Source organism: Pedobacter sp. CAN_A7, from assembly GCF_015752175.1.
GTDB lineage: Bacteria > Bacteroidota > Bacteroidia > Sphingobacteriales > Sphingobacteriaceae > Pedobacter.
This window is the reverse complement of the sequence record NZ_JADOUW010000003.1, coordinates 1-19,883: the sequence shown is the minus strand read 5'-3', so window position 1 is coordinate 19,883 and position 19,883 is coordinate 1. Positions and strand designations below refer to the sequence as shown.

Below are 19,883 nucleotides of genomic sequence, written 5' to 3'. Positions count from 1 at the left end.
CGGTAAAACATTAGAGCTGGTAGCGTAACTGGAGTTTAAACTCTGATTTTTTGTTTCCCTGAATTTCATCCAGGCCGGAGCCTACGGTTTCTGCATCCTGGTAAATGAACAAGGCATAGCGTGTCCAAAGGTCCATGCCCTTTAATAACTTATACTTGATATTGAGGTAGGTACGTGCACCTTTGCCGTTATACATGCCGAAACTGAAACCATAAAGCACATCATCTTCATAGGCATACACGCGGCTATTATAAGAAGCGGTGTTAAAATAAGCGATACGTACATTGGCCGATAAACGTGACGACAGGGGGGAATAGGCCATATCCTGGTAAGCGAGGTAACCACTTTCCCGTGAGGCTTCCCCTTTTTGAAACTGGCAGAGTTCGAGCCTGTTTTGAAAAATAAACTTCTTATTCATGCGCCAGTTGACTTCCATCCTGTAATTTTGCTTGCTCACTTCGTCAAGGTATTTATCATCCATCGGCAGGTCTGTATTTTGCTGGCTTTGTTTGGTTTTGAACCTGGCCACTGCACTAAAAGTTTTATGTGGACGATACAACAATTGTGTCATAACTTCATAACCTTTAGAAGCATCGTTCACCCTGTATTTTAACCAGGGAAATTTAAAGATATCAGCATACACAGCGCCTGTCCATCGTGGTGTAGCCGCATAATGAATACCTGCATACCAGCTGTTTTCATTATTGGCGTCACTATTTTCGCCGCTGGCTTGAGCAAAAAAGTTGTGGTAATTGGTGTCGTAATGCCGGTTAACCAATACCACCGAGGTTTTTGGCGAAAGACTGGCCATTGCCCCGTTCAACAGGGCCTTGCCGCTATGCAAGCTCTTGGCCGCTTCGCCAAAGAAGTAAATGTTCCTGAACGTATAATTATAATGGAGGCCGATATTGGTTAAGTCTTTTCCTTCAAAACCAAAGGCTTTGTATTGCTGATTTCCCCGGCTAAAGGCGCTTTCGTAATGTGATTGGTAACCAACCAGGCCTACCGACAGGTTATTACTCAGGTATTGCAGGGCGCCGCCATAAACCAACTGACCCAGGCTAGCCCGGTTTTCCATTTCTGTTTTAGTACGATGCAGGCCACTGCTGCTAAGGTTAACCTGTGTGAATTCACCGCTTTCAGCTGATGACTGACTGGCATCAACTTTCCTGTAGGAGAAGAAAGGGGTAAACTGCAATTTATCTAAGAGCAATAAGGTTGTGGCTATTCCTCTAAAAAAGGAAATCTCGTTAGTGGAGGTATAAGCTTTCAATCCCACATCGTTTTTAGCTACACTTGCTACATCCGGGCCTTTGCCATAGGCAAAACCCGACCATATGGTTAAGCCTTGCCCGAATTGCAGGCTATAATCACCAATCACCAGTTTACTTATCCTGCCAATTTGATAAAGGCCTATGCTGAAGGAACTAAAATCAAAGGCGTAACTATTACTGCCACGGAAGAGTTCTTCGCCTGCATCTTTTTTACCCACTAAAGAAATAGATAGCAGTTTATCGTAGGTATAGCGGTATTTGGTTAATAGTTTTTCTGGACTGCCCAGGTACTTGCTACCGGGCAAGTCTTGAAAGCCTTTTTGTGCTTGTAAGGTTTGAGCATATCGGAAGAGCAGGTCGTGTGTACCTTTCTGGGCCAAATCCCTTAGGCGTAGGTTCTGGTAGGCCGGATTACCTTTGAGGGTAACAAAAGGCAGGATATTTTGGATGGTCTGCAGGTCGAATGCAGGTATGACTTGCAACTCGTTAAGATCTAGTAATTTGCCGTTATTAGAAAGGTGGCTAAAGAAGTTGCTTATTTGTAAGGGTGACAACAGGACCAGGCTTTTAAGCTCTTCGGCTGTGGTGTTGTTGAGGTCGATGGGATGTTTGGCAAAGTGCTCAAGCTGATCGATAAGTTCTGTTAAGTCAAAGTCGGCCGTTAAATCTGCCGAAAGGCTCTCTACCAGGTCTTTAATTGCCTGTTGTTGTTGCGCCGCTACTGGAGTAACCGTAAGGACCAAGAAAAGTAAAAATAATGTTGCCTGCAACAGGCCATAATTTGATGCCATAGGGAATGCTTATTGACATTCAAAACAGCGCAATATTTATGGTAATAAAAATTTAATTTACGATTTAGATTTCTTCATTAAGCTTTAGTAGAAAACTTTTCAGTTTCTCTAGAGAGTCAATGATCTTCTGGTTTTCTTTAATCTCGCCGGTATTATTTTTCAAATGCTCTTTGGCACCTTTTAGGGTGAAACCTTTATCATCAACCAGGTGGAAGATAATCTTTAAATTTTCGATATCTGCAGGAGTAAACAGTCTGTTCCCTTTTTTATTTTTCTTTGGCTGTAATACATCAAATTCTTTCTCATAAAACCTGATCTGAGAAGCATTTACACCAAACATTTCTGTTACCTCTCCCATACTATAGTACATCTTATTAATTTCTCTTTCTTTGTAGGGCATAGTTTATTGTTGATTATTAGGTGATTATGGCATTTAATTAAAGTATTCAAATGTAAAGCGATTTTAGTAGAATACCGCAATAAAGTTTTATTTTTGTTGGATAACACAAGAAGGATGACCGCAAAAGAAATTAGAAGTGCTTATTTACAATTTTTCGAATCTAAGCAACATCATATCGTGCCATCGGCACCAATCGTAGTGAAGAATGATCCCACTTTGATGTTCACCAATGCTGGTATGAACCAATTCAAAGATTTGTTTCTAGGCGAAGCTCCAATCAAATATAAAAGAGTAGCTGATACACAACGTTGTTTACGGGTTTCAGGTAAACACAATGACCTGGAAGAGGTAGGTATTGATACCTATCACCACACCATGTTTGAGATGCTGGGAAATTGGAGTTTTGGCGACTATTTCAAAAAAGAAGCCATTGCCTGGAGCTGGGAGTTGCTGACTGAAGTTTATAAAATTCCGAAGGACCAATTATACGTTTCTGTATTTGAAGGCGACGAGAAGGAGGGCTTACCTCAGGATACCGAAGCTTTTGAACTGTGGAAACAATATGTTGATGAAGACCGCATCATATTGGGTAATAAAAAAGATAATTTCTGGGAGATGGGTGATACCGGCCCATGTGGTCCTTGTTCAGAAATTCATGTCGATTGCCGCTCTGCAGCAGAACGTGCACAGACTTCTGGCAAATTACTGGTGAATGCCGATCACCCACAAGTGATTGAAATCTGGAACAATGTGTTCATGCAGTTTAACAGGTTAAAAGACGGATCGTTACAAGAGTTACCTGCGCAACATGTTGACACCGGTATGGGCTTCGAACGCCTGGTAAGGGTGCTTCAGCAAAAGGCTTCTAACTACGACACTGACGTTTTTCAACCGCTGATACAAGTGATTGCTCAAAAAGCAGGCATCGCTTATGGAACTGCCGAGAAGACCGACATAGCGATGCGTGTGATGGCCGATCATATTCGGGCAATCTCCTTTGTCATTGCCGATGGGCAATTGCCGGCTAACAATAAAGCGGGATATGTGATCCGCAGAATTTTACGTCGTGCAGTGCGTTACGCCTATACTTTCCTGAATTTAAAAGAGCCATTTTTGAATCAACTGGTGCCGGTACTGGCTGCACAATTTGTGGGCACATTTAATGAATTGGCCGAACAACAGGATTTTGTACAGAAAGTGGTACTGGAGGAAGAAGTTTCTTTCTTACGAACCCTTGCTACCGGAATTCAGCGTTTTGAAAGTTATACTAAAAAACAGGCAGACTTATTACTGGCAGAAAATGCCATTGAAAAAGGTAAAGCCTTTGATGATCCATGGGTGTACAGCATCATTAAAGACCAGATGGTGATTGATGGAGATTTTGCCTTTGAATTGAATGATACCTATGGGTTTCCGATCGATTTAACGGAGTTAATGGCGCGGGAAAAGAACTGGCAGGTGGATATGGAAGCGTATAATAACGCTTTGCTGAAACAAAAAGAACGTTCACGTGCGGCAACAGCCATTGATACAGGCGACTGGATTATGGTTAACCCGGATCTGGAAACCGACTTTGTAGGTTATGATGATTTAGAAGTAGAAACAAAACTGATTAAATACCGTAAAGTAAATGTGAAAGGTAAAGAGCAATTCCAATTGGTATTGAGCAAAACACCTTTTTATGCAGAAAGTGGCGGCCAGGTAGGAGATACCGGTCGTATTGAAGATTTCAGTCGCCTGTTTTCTGTAGAAGTAACCGACACCAAGAAAGAAAACGGTATTACTATTCATTTCACTGATACTTTGCCAGAAGATCTGGAAGGGATATTATGGGCTGTGGTAGACGAGAATAAACGGATACTTTCACAGGACAACCACTCCGCAACACATTTATTACATGCTGCCTTGAAAAAGGTATTGGGTTCACATGTGAACCAAAAAGGTTCCCTGGTAAATCCAGATTACCTGCGTTTTGATTTCTCCCATTTTGCTAAAATCACGGAGGAAGAACTGGAGAAAATTGAACACCTGGTGAATCAAAAGGTGCGTGAAAATATTAAATTGAAAGAACAGCGGGAAGTACCTTATGAACAAGCGCTTTCGAGTGGCGTTACCGCTTTGTTCGGAGAAAAATATGGGGATTTTGTACGCATCATTACCTTCGACGACCATTATTCTAAGGAACTATGTGGTGGAACGCATGTGAAAGCTACCGGGGAAATTGGTTATTTCAAAATCATTGCTGAAAGTGCAGTAGCTGCCGGTGTACGCCGGATTGAAGCCATTACCGCTGCCAAAGCAGAAGCTTATATTGTAGAACAAAGCAAAGAATTGAATGAACTTAAAACCTTATTAAAAGGAAATAAGGATATTAAAAGTGCGGTAGCTTCCTTACTGGAAGAGAATGCAAAATTAAAAAAGGAAGCTGATAAGGCGATTATCGAACAGGCTGCAAGTATGAAACATGAAATTGTACACCATGTTAAAACCATTAATGGTATTAACCTGATTGCTACTCATGTTGATTTGCCGCATGCTGATGCCGTGAAAAACCTGGCCTTTGCAGTGAAAGACCTGGTGGATAACCTTGTTCTTGTGTTTACCACCATTATTGACGATAAACCCGGTATTACGGTGATGTTATCGGAAAATCTGGTGAGCGATAGGGATTTGAATGCCTCAAAAATGGTCAGAGAACTGGCTATAATTATACAAGGTGGTGGTGGTGGACAACCATTTTATGCCACTGCTGGTGGTAAGAATAAAGATGGCCTGGCTGCCGTACTTGTAAAAGCTGAAGCCATGGTTCACGCTTGTTAACCCCATAAAAAAAGAGGAGAAGACCATGGTCTTCTCCTCTTTTTTTATAAACTGATTTCAGCGACTAATGACGACCGTTTCCGTGTCCTCTGCCATTGCCACGGTTATCATTTTCTCCGCGACCTTTTTGGTTACGGTTATCATGATGTTTACCTTGTTTCTGGTAGCTTCTATTGTCTTTTCTGTTATAGCTTGACCTGTTGTTGTCGTATGATCTATGTGCTACTACCCGTTTATTGATGTAGTGATCTCTGCTGGCGATACGTCTGTTGTTTGACTGGTTATAACGTACTGGCGCGTAATTGTGACTTGCATACCGTTTTTTATAATTGTTATGCTGTAAATACGGTCTGTGGGAATTGATAACCACCTTACGTCCGTTGTGTAAATTATAACCCCGGTACCTTGACGGCAGATTATTAGAATGTCTCCAGTTACCGCCGCTTAAGTAAATAAACTTACGGGTAGGTACGTAGTAATAGGATTCTACTTCAGGCAGGTAATAATAATCTACGTGATTGTAGCCTCTTGGGCCCCAGTCTGGCTGGGAACCGATGTTAATGTTGACACTAACCTGAGCTTTTGCAGGGGTTACAGCCAACGCTGCAAAGCCTAACATGGCGAATACGATTAATCTTTTCATAACCTTTATCATTTGTGTGTGTTAACTGAAAGTCAATTTACATGCCAGTATTTCCTAATCGTCAACAATATGTATTAAATGCCTGTTTAAGACTATTTTGGTTATATTTGCATAGAGAACATTTTACGTCTTTGATAGATTAAAAAACATAAATGAGTACGAATACGGTAACCACAGCTTCTGAATTTGAATTGGTATCAGGTTTGGAGATTCACGTACAGCTAAATACGAATACCAAAATATTTTCTTCAGACAGTGCATCTTTTGGTGCTGGGCCTAATGAACATATATCAACGGTATCCCTGGCTTTGCCTGGCGCTTTGCCAAAACTGAACAAAGAAGTGGTGGAGAAGGCGGTGAAAATGGGTCTTGCACTCCATTGCACCATCAACCAGGTAAATTATTTCGACAGAAAGAATTACTTCTATGCCGACCTTCCTAAAGGATATCAAATTACCCAGGACAATTTACCTATTTGCCAAAATGGATACCTTGATGTGACTTTAGGCGATGGCAGCATCAAACGGATCGGTATAAATCGTATCCACTTAGAAGAAGATGCCGGGAAAAGCATGCACGACCAAAACGACCACTATTCTTATGTTGACCTTAACCGCGCTGGTGTACCGCTGATTGAAATAGTTACGGAGCCTGATATTCGCAGTGCGGAAGAAGCTTCGGCTTTGCTTACTGAAATGCGAAAACTGGTGCGCCACCTGGATGTAAGTGATGGCAATATGGAAGAAGGCAGCCTACGATGCGATGCGAATATATCCATCCGTAAACCGGGTGCCACTACATTTGGTACTCGTTGTGAAGTAAAAAACTTAAACTCCATTAGAAACGTACGCAGGGCCATGGATTTTGAATTCAGTCGCCAGGTAGACGTGGTGTCACAAGGTGGAACGATTATACAAAGTACCTTAAATTTTGATGCCGATAAAGGAACTACGTCGCCAATGCGCAGCAAAGAAATGGCTAACGACTACCGGTACTTTCCTGACCCGGATTTGGCACCTATGATACTTTCAGACGAATGGCTGGAACGCGTAAAAGCGGCCATGCCTGCTTTGCCCAGTGAGATTACACAGGAACTGATGGAAAGTTACGGCATTAGCAACGGTGAAGCCAGTTTATTAGCAGGAGATGCCGAATTATTGGCCTTTTTCCATAAGGGTGTAGGTACAGTAAAACATAATAAAAGCTTAATAAACTGGCTTGTTGGACCGATAAGGGCATTGTTGAATGAGCGGACACTCGCTATTGCAGATTATGCCATTACGCCCCTGCAGCTTGCAGCAGTCATCAACCTCTGCGATGATAAAAAAGTAACGCAGCAGGTGGCCTTGCAACAGCTGTTGCCGGCGCTGGAAAAGGATCAGCAGGCTGATCCAACTACCCTGGCAAAATCGCTGAACCTGTGGATTGAGGAAAATGACGATGAGCTGAATGGATTTATCGACGAGGTGTTAGCTAAATATGCGGCACAGGTAAGTGCTTATAAAAAAGGAAAAAAAGGGGTTTTAGGTTTATTCGTTGGCGAAGTATTAAAAATGGCCAAAGGAAAAGCTGACCCGCAAAAAGTGAATATCCTGGTACAGGAAAAATTAGCATAAAATATGATCAAGAAATTAGCCTATGTTATTGTGGCCAGTATGGCCTTTGTTGCATGTAAAGACAATAATAAGTTTGTGATTAACGGGAAGTTCGAAAATTCCACACCACAAAGCAAAGTGTATTTATTCGCCTTAGATAAGGCAGACCCTACAGCAGTAGATTCGACCGTATTATCAGATAAGGGCGATTTCCTGTTTAACTATCCATCAGAAGATCCAAACTTTTTTAAAGTATCTATTGGAAACAATGAATACATGATTATAGCTAAAAATGGCGATGATATTAAGCTGAGTGCCGACCTGAGCGACCCGACCATGAAATACAGTTTGGCAGGTGCAGAAGATGCCGAAAAGCTGGAAACACTCAATGTGACCAAAAACAAGTATATGGCCAAAATTGATGCAGTACAGCGCAAGTTTGACGAGCAGGTAGCTGAAAACCCTGATAAAAGGGATGCCATTATGGAAAACATCCGTCCGCAATACACAAAAGAAATTGAGAACCTTAACCAGGAGATCATGAAGTTTGCGAAAGACAACAGCGGTTCTCTGGCAGGATTTTATGCCATCAACTTATTGAATCCCTCAGAATACGAAGAGGAAATGGTAGCCTATGCTGATCAGATTAAAAGTAAGTTTAATAATAACCCTGCTGTAACAGAATTTTTAGTACGTATGGCGAACTTAAAAACTGTACAAGTTGGTCAGCCTGCACCGGCTTTTGAAATCAATGGCCTAAATGGAAAGAAAATGAGCCTGGCAGATTTTAAAGGGAAATATGTATTATTAGACTTCTGGGCCTCCTGGTGCCAGCCTTGTCGTCAGGAAAACCCTAACATCGTTAAGGCATACAATACTTATAAAAATAAAAATTTCACTGTGTTTGGAATCTCTTTGGATAAAGACAAAGTAGCATGGGAAAAGGCCATCAATACGGATCAGTTAACCTGGTCACATGCTGGTGAGTTAATGGATTTTGAAGGTCCTGTAGTTAAACAATACCAGATTGAAGCCATTCCTACCTCCTTTCTAATTGACCCTCAGGGTAAAATCATTGCGAAGAACCTTAGGGCTGAAGAATTGGATGCCTTTTTAGCAAAGACCTTAAATTAAGGTGAGTTAGTTGTTAACTGTATAATACGACTTAACAATTTCGTAACTTGATGTTAACCTTGCCGTATTTTAAAATGAGTAGTTTCGTAATAAATAATTTAAAGATATGAGCGTAGCCAAACAGAAGATCCTTATTGTTGATGATGAACCTGATATTTTAGAGTTAGTGGAGTATAATCTAAAAAAAGAAGGATACCAGGTTTTTGTGGCAAGTAATGGTCAAGACGGAATTGCAGTGGCTAAAAAGGTGCATCCTGATTTGGTGATCCTGGATATCATGATGCCAAAAATGGATGGAATTGAAGCTTGTCGTTTAATGCGTGCCATTCCGGAGTTTAAAAATACATTTATGGTATTTTTAACCGCAAGGAGTGAAGAGTACTCTGAAATAGCCGGTTTTAACGTTGGTGCAGATGATTATATTGCTAAACCCATTAAACCACGTGCCCTGGTTAGTCGCATCAATGCTATTTTACGTAGAAACGGCAGCAGCAACGAGGTATCGGAAAACAAAGTAGAAATTGGCGACCTGGTGATTGACCGCGAAGCTTACCTGGTATTCCAGAGTGGAAATAAGGTAGTGTTAGCTAAAAAAGAATTTGAGTTGTTATACCTGCTGGCATCAAAACCTGGAAAAGTATATACCCGCGAATCCATTTTGAAAAACATCTGGGAAGATTCTGTGGTGGTGACTAATCGTACGATTGATGTCCATATCCGTAAATTAAGGGAGAAATTAGGGGAGAATTATGTCTCTACCGTGAAAGGCGTGGGGTATAAATTCGAACTTTCTTAGTACTTTTGCAGCTAAGAACACGATAGCCATTGAAATATCCAAATTTTAAAGACCTCATTATATTTGAAAACGACGATTTTATCGTTGTCAACAAACCGCCTTTCGTTGCATCACTTGATGAGCGCGGCGGATCCGGCGAAGTAAACATCCTGCGCCTGGCCAAACAATACAGTGACGATGCACAAGTGTGCCACAGGTTAGATAAAGAAACCAGTGGCGCCATTTTAATTGCAAAAACTCCGGAGGCCTATCGACATGCTTCTATGCAGTTTGAACGACGCAAGGTGAACAAAGTTTACCATGCAGTAGTTGACGGGCAGTTTACCTTTAATGATCTTTTTGTTGACCTCCCTATTTTAAATGATGGCAATAAGAATGTTACCATCGACAGGATGGAAGGGAAACGTGCTGAAACCTATTTCAATTCCCTTAAATACTATAAACATTATACGCTGGTGGAGTGTAAACCCGTAACGGGCAGGATGCATCAGATCAGGATACACCTGGCTACACAGCGTGCCTCTATCTGTGGCGACCACATGTATAAAGGTAAACCGGTATATTTATCGGCACTCAAAAAAAATTACCGCATTGCGAAGGATGATGAGGAGCAACCCATCATGAAACGTTTTGCACTACATGCCAGGTTCCTTACCTTTAAAGGTATGGATGAGCAGGACATTTTAATCGATGCCCCATATCCTAAAGATTTTGCTACTTTAATTAAGCTTTTAGATAAATTCGATAGTTAAATTAATCGTTCATGGATGAAAGGTTCCTTCGTTATATCGACGCACTAAATCAGTACAGAAGAACGAAAATATCTAACCGGAACTTTTTAGTTATTGCGGCTTTGGTGGTGGGAATTCTTGCAGGGTGTGCTGCAGCTTTACTAAAAAGCTTAACCCACCATATTGAACAGTTTTTACAGACCGGTTTTCAATGGCATTATAAGTACTACCTGTACTTCTTTTTCCCATTTATTGGTATCCTGCTTTCAGTGATGTATACCCGCAGGTTTATCCGTAAGGGTAAGTTCGAAACAGGCCTCAGTCCGGTGTTGTTTACCATTGCTAAAAAATCCAGTAACGTTGAACCGCATAACGCTTATTCTCAGATCATCACTGCGGCCTTAACCGTAGGTTTTGGTGGTTCTGTAGGTATTGAATCGCCAATTGTAACCAGTGGCTCTGCCATTGGATCTTCCGTAGGACGTTTTTTAGGACTATCTTATCGGGAAATTACCATGCTTTTGGCTTGTGGTGCTGCCGCTGGTATAGCCGGTGCATTCAATAGCCCTATAGCAGGCATTGTGTTCGCCATAGAAATTCTGTTGCCAGAATTTACCATTCCAGCATTTATCCCGCTTCTGTTATCGGCCGCCACAGCAGCAGTAGTTGCTCGGTTATTTTATTCAGAGCAGCTTTTTATTTTAGTCACTGAAGGCTGGGTAGTAAGTGCTGTTCCTTATTATGTGATACTAGCGGTATTGGTAGGTTTGTTTTCCATTTATTTCACCAAGGTCAACTATCTTGTTAAAAACTATTTCCGTAAAATTGATCATCCTTACAAAAAAGTAGTGGTAGGTGGCTTATTCCTGGGTATCCTTGTGTTTTTATTTCCGACCCTTTATGGCGAAGGTTATGTCACCATGCGAAGTTTACTTAGCGGTAACTATGAATCGATCGTAGGTAACAGTATTTTTGCCGATTATACCAATTTACCTTTTGTTATTATCCTTTTTACGGTGGTTACCATTTTTGCTAAATCATTTGCTACACTCATTACGCTAAGTGCCGGTGGTAATGGCGGGGTGTTTGCCCCAAGTTTAATCATGGGTGGCCTGATGGGCTTTATCTTTGCCTATACGGTGAATACTTTAGGTATTGCGGAGTTGAATGTGGTGAATTTTATTGTCGCCGGGATGGCTGCTGCCCTCAGTGGCATTATGCATGCCCCATTAACCGGTATCTTTTTAATTGCTGAAATCACGGGTGGATATATCTTAATGGTACCCTTGATGATAGCTTCGGCCGTATCTTATTTCATTAGCCGCAGTTCCAGTAAATATTCCATTCATACCAAATCCCTTGCAGAGAGCGGCAGCCTGCTATCGCATGAAGACAAGGACACTACCGTGCTTAATATGATGAAACTTCGTTACCTGATCGAAAAGGATCACCTGGTATTGAAAGAAGGAGAGATTTTGTCTGACCGACTTACTGACATGATGCAATCTAAACGCAACCTGTTTCCTGTGGTAAATGATGAGGACAGTTTAAAGGGCCTGGTCTATATGGAAGATATCTTTAAGTTAGCCACAGATGCAGCCGCGAAGGCAAGTCCGATTTCCCGTTTGATGCATGCTGCACCTGATGTGATTCAGCTAGATGATCCCTTAAAAAAGGTGCTTGCTAAAATGGAAGCAGAAAATGTTTGGGTATTACCTGTGGTCAATGAGCACGGAACGTTTATCGGTTTTGTTTCCAAAACCGCAATCTTCAATAAATACAGAGCTTTGTTAAACCGGCAAGCCGATTACATGGAATAACTAAAGTTACCGGTATAAAAAAAGGCAGATTTCTTAAAGAAACCTGCCTTTTTTAGACATTTATGATTCTGTTGTTCGTTTTAAGCCGAACTTTTCAATTTTACTATATAGATGACTTCGTTGAATATCAATGTCGTCGGCGGTTTTAGATACATTCCAATTATTCTTCTCCAGTTTAAATTTAATGTACTCACGTTCCGCATAGTCCTTGTAATCCTGGAAATTACTGAACCTATCGTAATCCAGTGCCGTAGGAGCAAGGCTGGCTACAATTTGTGAACTATTGGCCGAACCGATATTGGTGCCACCACCTGGGTTGGCAAAAGCAGCCACATCATGTTCCGTGATCACCTTATCGCTTAAAATAATTAAACGTTCAATCATGTTATGTAGCTCCCGGACATTACCTGTCCATGGTAAACGCTGTAAAGCTACAACACCTGCATCACTGATTTTTTTAATCGGCATGCCATATTCTTTGCAAATTTCTTCCAGGAAACTCTGTGCGATGACCGGAATATCTTCTATACGTTCCGTTAAATGCGGCACGTGAATGTTAATGACGTTTAAACGGTGGTATAAATCCATACGGAAATTACCATCTTCAATCTCTTTCATTAAATCTTTATTGGTTGCCGCAATGACCCTTACGTTTACTTCAAACTCCTTTTCGCCACCCACACGGGTTATTTTGTGTTCTTGCAGGGCACGGAGTACCTTGGCTTGTGCGGAAAGACTCATGTCGCCAATTTCATCAAGAAACAGCGTTCCGCCATTTGCAAGTTCAAATTTACCAATACGTTGTTTTACTGCAGAAGTAAAGGAACCTTTTTCGTGACCGAAAAGTTCGCTTTCAATTAATTCTGATGGGATGGCTGCGCAATTTACTTCGATAAGTGGGGCGTCGGCACGGTATGATTTTTCATGTAACCAGCGTGCAACCAGTTCTTTACCACTACCGTTGGCACCGGTAACCAGCACACGGGCTTCGGTTGGTGCAACACGCTCAATTGTTTCTTTAATTTTGCTGATGCATTCAGAGCTTCCCAGGATATCTCTGGTTTTGCTGACCTTACGTTTTAATACTTTGGTTTCTGTAACCAGGTTACCACGATCCAGGGCATTTCTAACGGTGATTAGCAGGCGGTTTAAATCCGGTGGTTTGGAGATAAAGTCAAAGGCACCTTTTTTACTGGCTTCGATAGCAGTTTCTACGGTGCCATGACCAGAGATCATGATAAAAGGAAGATCAGGACTGTAGGCTAATGCTTGTTCCAGCACTTCCATACCATCCATTCTATTCATTTTGATATCGCATAACACGAGATCAAACTTTTTCTTTTTTATTAGTTCAAGCCCTTCAACGCCATTATCAATATCATCAACCTCGTAGTTTTCATATTCCAAGATTTCCCGCAAGGTGCTTCTTATCGCCCGCTCGTCATCAATTATTAATAATTTTGCCATAGGTTATGCTAAATATTTTTATCGGATACTAATATATTACTATTTACGAATATTGCTGGTAAATAAAAAAAATGCAAGCCTGTAAGCCGGGTTCTGTATTCCATTTCTGGAGTATCTATCATTAATCTACTATAAATGTTGCCATTTATCTCTAACGACCTACCCACTAACATCGGACGGGCAGCCCTACATGCGTTAGCCTATTTGGTCTTTCAACTCCCGGGGTTTACCAATGCTCCGGTCGCCCGGAGTATTCGTGAGCTCTTACCTCACGATTTCAACCTTACCTGTGCCTAAGCCATCGGCGGTGTATTTTCTGCGGCACTTTCCATAATTTAGGTTTTCAATCCTAAACCTCTTCCCGTTAGGAAGCGAGATGCCCTGTGTTGCCCGGACTTTCCTCTTGCTGCTTACCTTTACCATTGAACAAGTCAATATAAATGAATCAGCAAGCGATAGATCGGCTTGCATTTTTTTCAAAGATAGCAAAAACGTTCCTATTTGTAGTTTTTTAGGTCGGCAGCCACTTGTTCGGTACTATACATGCCTTGTTTATTTCCAAAGTTATTGGTGATGTAAACGATCAGTTGGGCGATGTCGATATCGGCCATGGTATCTTCAGCGGGCATTTTTTCATTATACACTTTGCCTCCAACAGTAATAGGGCCTTCGAGTCCATATTTAATATAACCTGCTAATTGTGTTTTATTTTCTTTTAAAAAGACAGTGTCGGTTAACGGCGGAGCCAGTTCACCCAGTCCTTCGCCTTTAGCACCATGGCAGTTCTGACAATGGGCGAGATAAATATCGCGGCCATTAACATAATAACGATCCTGTTCCAGCTGCTGAGCCGACTGGCAAGAATAGATGATGGCCGTCAGGGTGACTGCAAAAATGCCAAGAAGTAATTTTCTGCGCATGATCTACTTTTTGTATTCTGCTAACAAGATGGGTAAATCTTTAGCCAATTGTGCAACTGCGGTGTCATCGGTACCTTCGTAAGCACCCCTGATTCTTTTGTCTTTATCGATCAGAATAAACCATCCCTGGTGTACATATCCATCTTTATTGGTGGAATCTTCGCCAACAGCGACCAGGTAATCGGCAGCAATGCCATATATATCAGCTTTAGGGCCATAAGCAAACTGCCATTTATCACCATCAACACCTAGTTTTTGCGCGTATTTTTTAAGCTTCGATGGCGTGTCATATTTGAAATCGATGGTATGCGATAAGAACATAATTTCAGGATTATCTTTATACTGATCAAATATAAGCTTCATGTTACGGTGCATTATAGGGCAGATGCTCGTGCAGGAAGTAAAAAAGAAATCGGCAATATATATTTTATTCTTAAAATTGTCGTTAGTGATATTTACACTATCCTGATTTAGAAACTGAAAGGCTGGAATGGTCTGATAAACCGAATCAATGGTGGTTGTACCATCAGCATGTTTCACAGTTTCTACATCTCTATTCCCATAAATTGGAAGCTTTTTATCGTTTTTGCAGGATGTAAGGAGTAAAGCGCTTGAAAAAAGTAGAACAGCAAGCTTATTGAAGTGTTTCATAATGAATAGGACTAGTTGCAAAGGTACATTTCATATAAAATAAAGTGTAACGTAGCTGTAAATTTTGTTAATTTTGGCGTCAAGAATTTAATATAATTAATGAGAACAAGATATAATGCCGGGATTACCGCTTTAGGGGGGTACGTACCTGACCATATTTTAACCAACCATGCTCTGGAAGAAATGGTGGATACAAATAGTGAATGGATCGTTTCCCGCACAGGAATTAAAGAAAGACACATTGCTATAGACAAAAATATTGCTACTTCAGACCTGGCCGTAATTGCGGTTGAGCGCTTATTAGCCAATGCCGGATTAGACAAAGCTGCTGTTGAATGTGTTATTGTCGCCACTTCTACACCTGATTACATCATGGTGTCGACGGCTAGTGTAGTTTGTGAGAAAGCAGGTTTAACCAATGCCTGGGGTGTGGATTCAAATGCAGCCTGCAGTGGTTTTCTGTATGCCCTGACTTTAGGTGCCAGTTTAATTGAAAGTGGTCGCTATACCAATGTGATTGTCATCGGTGCAGATAAAAATAGTGCGATTATTAATTATGAAGACAGGAATACCTGTATACTATTTGGTGATGGTGCGGGTGCCGTATTGCTGGAGCAGACCACAGAAGATTTTGGGTTGATAGACAATGTGTTCAGAACCGATGGTAGTGGTAAAGAACAACTAATTGTACAGGCAGGAGGTTCAAAGAACCCGTCGTCTATGGAAACGGTAACCAATAAACAAAATTACATTTCACAGAATGGTCGTGTTGTTTTTAAAGCTGCCATAGAGGGGATGACCCAAACCTGTAAAGAAGTATTCAGAAGAAATGACCTGGTGGCTGACGACATCAACTGGTTAGTGCCACACCAGGCGAATTTGAGAATCATTCAATCCGTAGGAGATATTTTGGATATCCCGATTGAGCGCGTAAAAATTAATATTGATCGTTATGGTAACACCACAGCGGCGACAATTCCTTTATGTTTATGGGATTATAAAGATGATTTCAAGGTAGGGGATAAAGTGATGCTTACGGCATTTGGTGCTGGTTTTTCATGGGGTGCTTCTTATTTAGTCTGGGGTAAACTACGCGGACAATAACCTGCGACGTGCTTGTGTAGCCTTACACAAGCATATGTACTGGAATACGCAATAAGGTTTTGGAGCAGATTTTATTTAAACAAAGCATTTATTAGCTTGTTTAACTGCTAACCAAAACCTTATGCTATGAAAAGTAAATTTTTAATATCTGCACTAGTTCTCGGTGCTTGTGCCTTTCAGGCTTGCGAGAATACGAGCAGTACGAGTAACGACCCTGATTCTCTGGCGACCACGATGATTGATTCTGCAGAAATGGCTATGGCCGATTCTACGGGTATGCATAACAATGATACGGCCTCCTTTATGCAAAAAGCGGCTATTGGCGGAATGATGGAAGTGGAATTAGGTAAGTTGGCGCAGGAAAAAGCCAGCCATCCAAAAGTCAAAGAATTTGGAGCCATGATGGTTAACGACCACACCAAGGCCAATGTAGAATTGAAAAAACTTGCTCAAAGCCGTGATGTGACCTTACCTACTGGCTATCCGGAGAAAGACAAAGCCCATGTGGAGGAAATGAAAAAACTTACTGGCGATGCTTTCGATAAACATTATATGAAGATGATGGTAGACGATCATGTGAAAACAATTGATCTCTTTAAGCTGGCAGCTAAAAACAGTGACATTAACATTAGCAAGTTTGCCGCTAAAACACTACCAGTGCTGCAAGCACATCATAAAACTGCTGTTGGCATACAAGCATCCTTAAAATAAATAATGGAAACATGATGCCTGAACAGGGCATCATGTTTGATACAACGTTGACTTAACCTATACAATCATGGCACACGTAAATCAACCAGGAGAAACGCAAACACCTGATCCTAACCAACTCCCAAAGAAACCTATTACCAATGATGATGCTGAAGAATTTGAAAATCCAGCAGTAGATCCGGGTTTTGAGCCCAGTACACCTTCAACACCTGAAGAGGAGGCCGATGGCGATCTGGAACATGATGGTCCATTAACTGATGAAGAAGTTGCCAACGATGATGCGCTCAATTATAAAAACGACCGCGACGGTGGTGCATATAACCCAAAAATTATTTAAAAAGGTCAAAACTATATTGTGCGTCATTCCAGAATTCGTCTAAGGCAATGATTCTCGGTTTAAAAAACGATATTAACGTTGGCCAATCTTCCTGTTTAAACACACTAACTTGTGGAATTTCCTTATAAATTCGGCTTACGGTTTTGTAGTGCTCATTTTGTACCTGCATTTGCCAATCCCATTCTTCACCCAGTGCGCCTTCCAACATCACCTTAAATTCTTTAAACTGTTCAAACATTAACATTTGGATACCTGGATCGGGATGTGTCATTTCAATGGCCATGTAAGCAGAGCGTTGCTCGGCCTGCATTTTAAAATTCAAATGTTTAAGGCCTGTCTTATAATTAATCCAGTTTATTTTTTGTCCGTCTGCCGAAAGCGACAACGACATATATTGACCAAAGGCGGTCCAAAAGGCTTGTTTTAAGGCAGAAGTTTGTTCTTTTGAATACAAAGGCGCAAGTTTTGGGTAGATATGAAGTTTCAAAATTAAGGAATTATCGGTAAGGAATACTTTTCAGATTAATTTGGATTAATTCCAAATAATAACAATCTTTGTTTTAAATCATTACTTCATGCACCAATCAACGACAGTTATTTCACCTTCTTTCGCCGAAGTATTCAGTACAAAAAAAGGCAGTGTATACCAATCCGATGCTGAGAATTGCTGGTATATTGACTTTGGCGGTAAATTAGCACGATTCGATTACCGTTGTCTGTTGAAATTAAAAAAAGTGGTTGCAAACTTTGATGTAGCTGGTTTATTACTGAATAGTGAGCCTGCTGCCGACCTGGAGATTGTATTTATTTGTGCCTGCGATCATTTCTATATCCTGTCGATTATGGAAATCATTGCATTTCAGGAGTTACTGGATGGGACTTTTACAATGTTACATTTAAATCAGATGTTGCACGATTGCCTGTATAGAATCCCGGCTTAACTGGCATTAGACTCTTTCCATATAGCATATAACGTTGGTTAATGTAAATTATAGCACTATTTTTGAGTTGTTAAAATCATACAATTAAACTCAAGGCTATGAAAGATATCATTCGTCATAAAAGCTTAATCTCTGCTGATGTAGAGATGCTTTTAAATCAACAAGTAAAAAAAGAAGCACATTCATCGTCAATATACCTTTCTATGGCTTCGTGGTGCGATCGTAACGGATTTGACAATTCTGCAGATTATTTTTTTAAACAAGCCGAGGAAGAGAGAGCCCACCAACTTAAGTTTTTTAAATATATTCTGGATATGGGCGGAAATGCCACCTCTCCGGAAGTCATGAATATTAAAGGTGAATATAACTCCTTTCGTGAAGTTTTTGAAGAAGCTTTGGAACAGGAAATCAATATTACGCAATCGATAAAAAATATTGCTGCACGTTGTCATAAAGAGCAGGATTACATCACGGTTGAATTCTTAAACTGGTTCTTTAAAGAACAAAGAGAAGAAGAATACAAAGCGAGAAGAGCACTAGAATTGTTTGACGTGATTGGTGAAGAAGGAACCGGTAGATGGCAAATAGATAAACATGTTGGTAGAATCAGTTATACCAGCGAAGATTAAACCACTAACCTGGTTTTATCAGGCTGCTGGTTTTCGAAACTAGCAGCCCTAATTTAAACAACCAGACATTGGGTAAACATTCAGATAAAGAACACAAAAACAGCAAAAAGGACGATAAAAAGAAGAAAAAAAAGTTCTGCTGTGAAAAGTATAAAAAAGGCAAAAGGTGTAAAAACTGTCCACTTGCCTGATCTAAGCCTTTCTGGCATACGTATAAGTGCGTTTTTTTGAAATAGATTAAACACTACATTGGTATAGTAAAGAAACTAAAATAGTTCTCCTTAAAACAAAAAAGCTGAAGCTGGAATTATGGACTGCCCCCAAAAGTTTAGACAAATTTAATTATTAGATTTGTTATAATGAGCCCGATATTCCATCGGGCTCATTCCATTTAAATTCAATTTTATACGTTCCATGTTGTAGTAGCAGATATACTCAGCTATATCTTTTTTCAACTGATCTGTCGATTCATATTTATTTAAATAAAATAGCTCGGATTTTAATGTTCCGAAGAAGTTTTCAATTACTGCATTGTCCAAACAATTTCCTTTTCTAGACATACTCTGTGTAATTCCATTTGCTTTTAGTATTTGCTGATACTTTCGCATTTGATATTGCCATCCCTGATCAGAATGTAATACCAGTTGTGCAGTATTCTTCACCTGGGGTAGCGCTTTTTTGAGCATGTCCATTACGCCTTTGAAAACCGGTGTGTCAGTTAGTTCATAGCTAATGATTTCCTGATTAAACAGATCAATGATTGGGGAAAGATATAGTTTGTCTCCTTTGACTTTGAATTCTGTAACATCTGTGGCCCATTTTTGCATCGGTGCGGCAGCATTGAAGTTTCTGTCAAGAATATTTGGAGCAATTTTTCCTAACCTACCTCGGTAAGATCTGTATTTCTTTACCCTAATCAGGCTCTTTAACTTCATTTCTCCCATCAATCTACACACGGTCTTATGGTTAATGAGGATTCCATCTCTTTTGAGCCTCAGGGTGATGCGGCGATAGCCAAAGCGGCCCTTATGAGCATGATATACCCTGTTGATTTGAACCTTAACTTGTTCATATTTATCTTTTTGCCTCGCATTCTTCGAATAATAATAGAATGTACTC

General features: G+C 40.6%; 19 protein-coding genes and 1 other RNA gene. 11 read left to right on the top strand and 9 right to left on the bottom strand.

Going from position 1 to position 19,883, the window contains the following annotated elements:
• Window positions 1-10: 10 nt before the first annotated feature.
• Both IWX76_RS11535 and IWX76_RS11530 read right to left on the bottom strand, forming a co-directional pair.
• Entirely contained in the window at window positions 11-2,065 is a 2,055-nt protein-coding gene (locus IWX76_RS11535) for a helix-hairpin-helix domain-containing protein (RefSeq protein ID WP_196860091.1), read from the bottom strand.
• 64 nt (window positions 2,066-2,129) lie between these two features.
• Window positions 2,130-2,465, bottom strand: a complete 336-nt coding sequence (locus tag IWX76_RS11530; protein ID WP_196860090.1) for a MerR family transcriptional regulator — start codon at window positions 2,463-2,465, stop codon at window positions 2,130-2,132.
• Between the two features lie 114 nt (window positions 2,466-2,579).
• Here IWX76_RS11530 and alaS point away from each other — a divergent pair, with 114 nt between their 5' ends.
• A complete protein-coding gene (alaS, locus tag IWX76_RS11525) occupies window positions 2,580-5,285 on the top strand; it encodes an alanine--tRNA ligase (RefSeq protein WP_196860089.1) in 2,706 nt (901 codons plus the stop codon).
• A 64-nt stretch (window positions 5,286-5,349) separates the two neighbouring features.
• On the opposite strand, the gene IWX76_RS11520 is transcribed toward alaS, so the two are convergent.
• Window positions 5,350-5,928 carry a hypothetical protein gene (locus tag IWX76_RS11520; protein ID WP_196860088.1) on the bottom strand — a complete coding sequence of 193 codons (579 nt, stop codon included), beginning with the start codon at window positions 5,926-5,928 and terminating at the stop codon, window positions 5,350-5,352.
• A 152-nt stretch (window positions 5,929-6,080) separates the two neighbouring features.
• On the opposite strand from IWX76_RS11520, the gene gatB reads away from it, so the two are divergent.
• The 5 genes from gatB to IWX76_RS11495 all read left to right on the top strand — a co-directional run bounded on the left by gatB (window position 6,081) and on the right by IWX76_RS11495 (window position 12,004).
• Entirely contained in the window at window positions 6,081-7,544 is a 1,464-nt protein-coding gene (gene gatB / locus IWX76_RS11515; protein WP_196860087.1) for an Asp-tRNA(Asn)/Glu-tRNA(Gln) amidotransferase subunit GatB, read from the top strand.
• A gap of 3 nt (window positions 7,545-7,547) precedes the next feature.
• Window positions 7,548-8,657 (top strand): redoxin domain-containing protein, encoded by a 1,110-nt coding sequence (locus IWX76_RS11510; RefSeq protein WP_196860086.1) that lies wholly within the window; start codon window positions 7,548-7,550, stop codon window positions 8,655-8,657.
• A gap of 106 nt (window positions 8,658-8,763) precedes the next feature.
• Window positions 8,764-9,453 (top strand): response regulator transcription factor, encoded by a 690-nt coding sequence (locus IWX76_RS11505; protein ID WP_196860085.1) that lies wholly within the window; start codon window positions 8,764-8,766, stop codon window positions 9,451-9,453.
• 29 nt (window positions 9,454-9,482) lie between these two features.
• Window positions 9,483-10,205: an RluA family pseudouridine synthase gene (locus IWX76_RS11500; protein WP_196860084.1), complete on the top strand. Its 723-nt coding sequence runs from the start codon at window positions 9,483-9,485 to the stop codon at window positions 10,203-10,205.
• A gap of 11 nt (window positions 10,206-10,216) precedes the next feature.
• Window positions 10,217-12,004, top strand: coding sequence for a chloride channel protein (locus tag IWX76_RS11495; RefSeq protein WP_196860083.1), 1,788 nt, complete (start codon window positions 10,217-10,219; stop codon window positions 12,002-12,004).
• Window positions 12,005-12,064: 60 nt separating this feature from the next.
• Here IWX76_RS11495 and IWX76_RS11490 read toward each other — a convergent pair whose 3' ends face one another.
• The 4 genes from IWX76_RS11490 to IWX76_RS11475 form a co-directional block, all read right to left on the bottom strand.
• A complete protein-coding gene (locus tag IWX76_RS11490; RefSeq protein ID WP_196860082.1) occupies window positions 12,065-13,471 on the bottom strand; it encodes a sigma-54-dependent transcriptional regulator in 1,407 nt (468 codons plus the stop codon).
• 66 nt (window positions 13,472-13,537) lie between these two features.
• Window positions 13,538-13,943: RNase P RNA component class A (rnpB, locus tag IWX76_RS11485), an RNA gene on the bottom strand.
• Window positions 13,944-13,968: 25 nt separating this feature from the next.
• Window positions 13,969-14,391, bottom strand: coding sequence for a c-type cytochrome (locus IWX76_RS11480; RefSeq protein ID WP_196860081.1), 423 nt, complete (start codon window positions 14,389-14,391; stop codon window positions 13,969-13,971).
• Between the two features lie 3 nt (window positions 14,392-14,394).
• Window positions 14,395-15,042, bottom strand: coding sequence for an SCO family protein (locus IWX76_RS11475; RefSeq protein WP_196860080.1), 648 nt, complete (start codon window positions 15,040-15,042; stop codon window positions 14,395-14,397).
• 99 nt (window positions 15,043-15,141) lie between these two features.
• Here IWX76_RS11475 and IWX76_RS11470 point away from each other — a divergent pair, with 99 nt between their 5' ends.
• From IWX76_RS11470 to IWX76_RS11460, 3 genes are all read left to right on the top strand, one after another.
• Window positions 15,142-16,146, top strand: a complete 1,005-nt coding sequence (locus IWX76_RS11470; RefSeq protein WP_196860079.1) for a beta-ketoacyl-ACP synthase III — start codon at window positions 15,142-15,144, stop codon at window positions 16,144-16,146.
• A 126-nt stretch (window positions 16,147-16,272) separates the two neighbouring features.
• On the top strand, window positions 16,273-16,857 hold the full coding sequence (locus tag IWX76_RS11465) for a DUF4142 domain-containing protein (protein ID WP_196860078.1): 585 nt from the start codon (window positions 16,273-16,275) through the stop codon (window positions 16,855-16,857).
• A gap of 67 nt (window positions 16,858-16,924) precedes the next feature.
• Window positions 16,925-17,194 carry a hypothetical protein gene (locus tag IWX76_RS11460; RefSeq protein ID WP_196860077.1) on the top strand — a complete coding sequence of 90 codons (270 nt, stop codon included), beginning with the start codon at window positions 16,925-16,927 and terminating at the stop codon, window positions 17,192-17,194.
• Here IWX76_RS11460 and IWX76_RS11455 read toward each other — a convergent pair.
• Window positions 17,187-17,648, bottom strand: coding sequence for a DUF4268 domain-containing protein (locus IWX76_RS11455; protein WP_196860076.1), 462 nt, complete (start codon window positions 17,646-17,648; stop codon window positions 17,187-17,189). The genes IWX76_RS11460 and IWX76_RS11455 overlap by 8 nt on opposite strands.
• 121 nt (window positions 17,649-17,769) lie before the next feature.
• On the opposite strand from IWX76_RS11455, the gene IWX76_RS11450 reads away from it, so the two are divergent.
• Both IWX76_RS11450 and IWX76_RS11445 read left to right on the top strand, forming a co-directional pair.
• Window positions 17,770-18,135 (top strand): hypothetical protein, encoded by a 366-nt coding sequence (locus IWX76_RS11450; protein WP_196860075.1) that lies wholly within the window; start codon window positions 17,770-17,772, stop codon window positions 18,133-18,135.
• A 98-nt stretch (window positions 18,136-18,233) separates the two neighbouring features.
• Window positions 18,234-18,764, top strand: a complete 531-nt coding sequence (locus IWX76_RS11445) for a ferritin (RefSeq protein ID WP_196860074.1) — start codon at window positions 18,234-18,236, stop codon at window positions 18,762-18,764.
• Window positions 18,765-19,102: 338 nt separating this feature from the next.
• On the opposite strand, the gene IWX76_RS11440 is transcribed toward IWX76_RS11445, so the two are convergent.
• Window positions 19,103-19,883: IS3 family transposase (locus tag IWX76_RS11440; RefSeq protein WP_196860073.1), on the bottom strand; the 781-nt coding region annotated here is incomplete at its 5' end.

Bases quoted from the DNA above. Each gene is read 5' to 3' on its own strand.
- IWX76_RS11505 (WP_196860085.1), top strand. From the start codon at position 8,764: ATGAGCGTAGCCAAACAGAAGATCCTTATTGTTGATGATGAACCTGAT.
- IWX76_RS11465 (WP_196860078.1), top strand. From the start codon at position 16,273: ATGAAAAGTAAATTTTTAATATCTGCACTAGTTCTCGGTGCTTGTGCC.
- IWX76_RS11480 (WP_196860081.1), bottom strand. From the start codon at position 14,391: ATGCGCAGAAAATTACTTCTTGGCATTTTTGCAGTCACCCTGACGGCC.
- IWX76_RS11460 (WP_196860077.1), top strand. From the start codon at position 16,925: ATGGCACACGTAAATCAACCAGGAGAAACGCAAACACCTGATCCTAAC.
- IWX76_RS11510 (WP_196860086.1), top strand. From the start codon at position 7,548: ATGATCAAGAAATTAGCCTATGTTATTGTGGCCAGTATGGCCTTTGTT.
- alaS (WP_196860089.1), top strand. From the start codon at position 2,580: ATGACCGCAAAAGAAATTAGAAGTGCTTATTTACAATTTTTCGAATCT.
- IWX76_RS11495 (WP_196860083.1), top strand. From the start codon at position 10,217: ATGGATGAAAGGTTCCTTCGTTATATCGACGCACTAAATCAGTACAGA.
- IWX76_RS11445 (WP_196860074.1), top strand. From the start codon at position 18,234: ATGAAAGATATCATTCGTCATAAAAGCTTAATCTCTGCTGATGTAGAG.
- IWX76_RS11470 (WP_196860079.1), top strand. From the start codon at position 15,142: ATGAGAACAAGATATAATGCCGGGATTACCGCTTTAGGGGGGTACGTA.
- IWX76_RS11450 (WP_196860075.1), top strand. From the start codon at position 17,770: ATGCACCAATCAACGACAGTTATTTCACCTTCTTTCGCCGAAGTATTC.
- IWX76_RS11535 (WP_196860091.1), bottom strand. From the start codon at position 2,065: ATGGCATCAAATTATGGCCTGTTGCAGGCAACATTATTTTTACTTTTC.
- IWX76_RS11490 (WP_196860082.1), bottom strand. From the start codon at position 13,471: ATGGCAAAATTATTAATAATTGATGACGAGCGGGCGATAAGAAGCACC.
- IWX76_RS11475 (WP_196860080.1), bottom strand. From the start codon at position 15,042: ATGAAACACTTCAATAAGCTTGCTGTTCTACTTTTTTCAAGCGCTTTA.
- IWX76_RS11530 (WP_196860090.1), bottom strand. From the start codon at position 2,465: ATGCCCTACAAAGAAAGAGAAATTAATAAGATGTACTATAGTATGGGA.
- IWX76_RS11520 (WP_196860088.1), bottom strand. From the start codon at position 5,928: ATGAAAAGATTAATCGTATTCGCCATGTTAGGCTTTGCAGCGTTGGCT.
- gatB (WP_196860087.1), top strand. From the start codon at position 6,081: ATGAGTACGAATACGGTAACCACAGCTTCTGAATTTGAATTGGTATCA.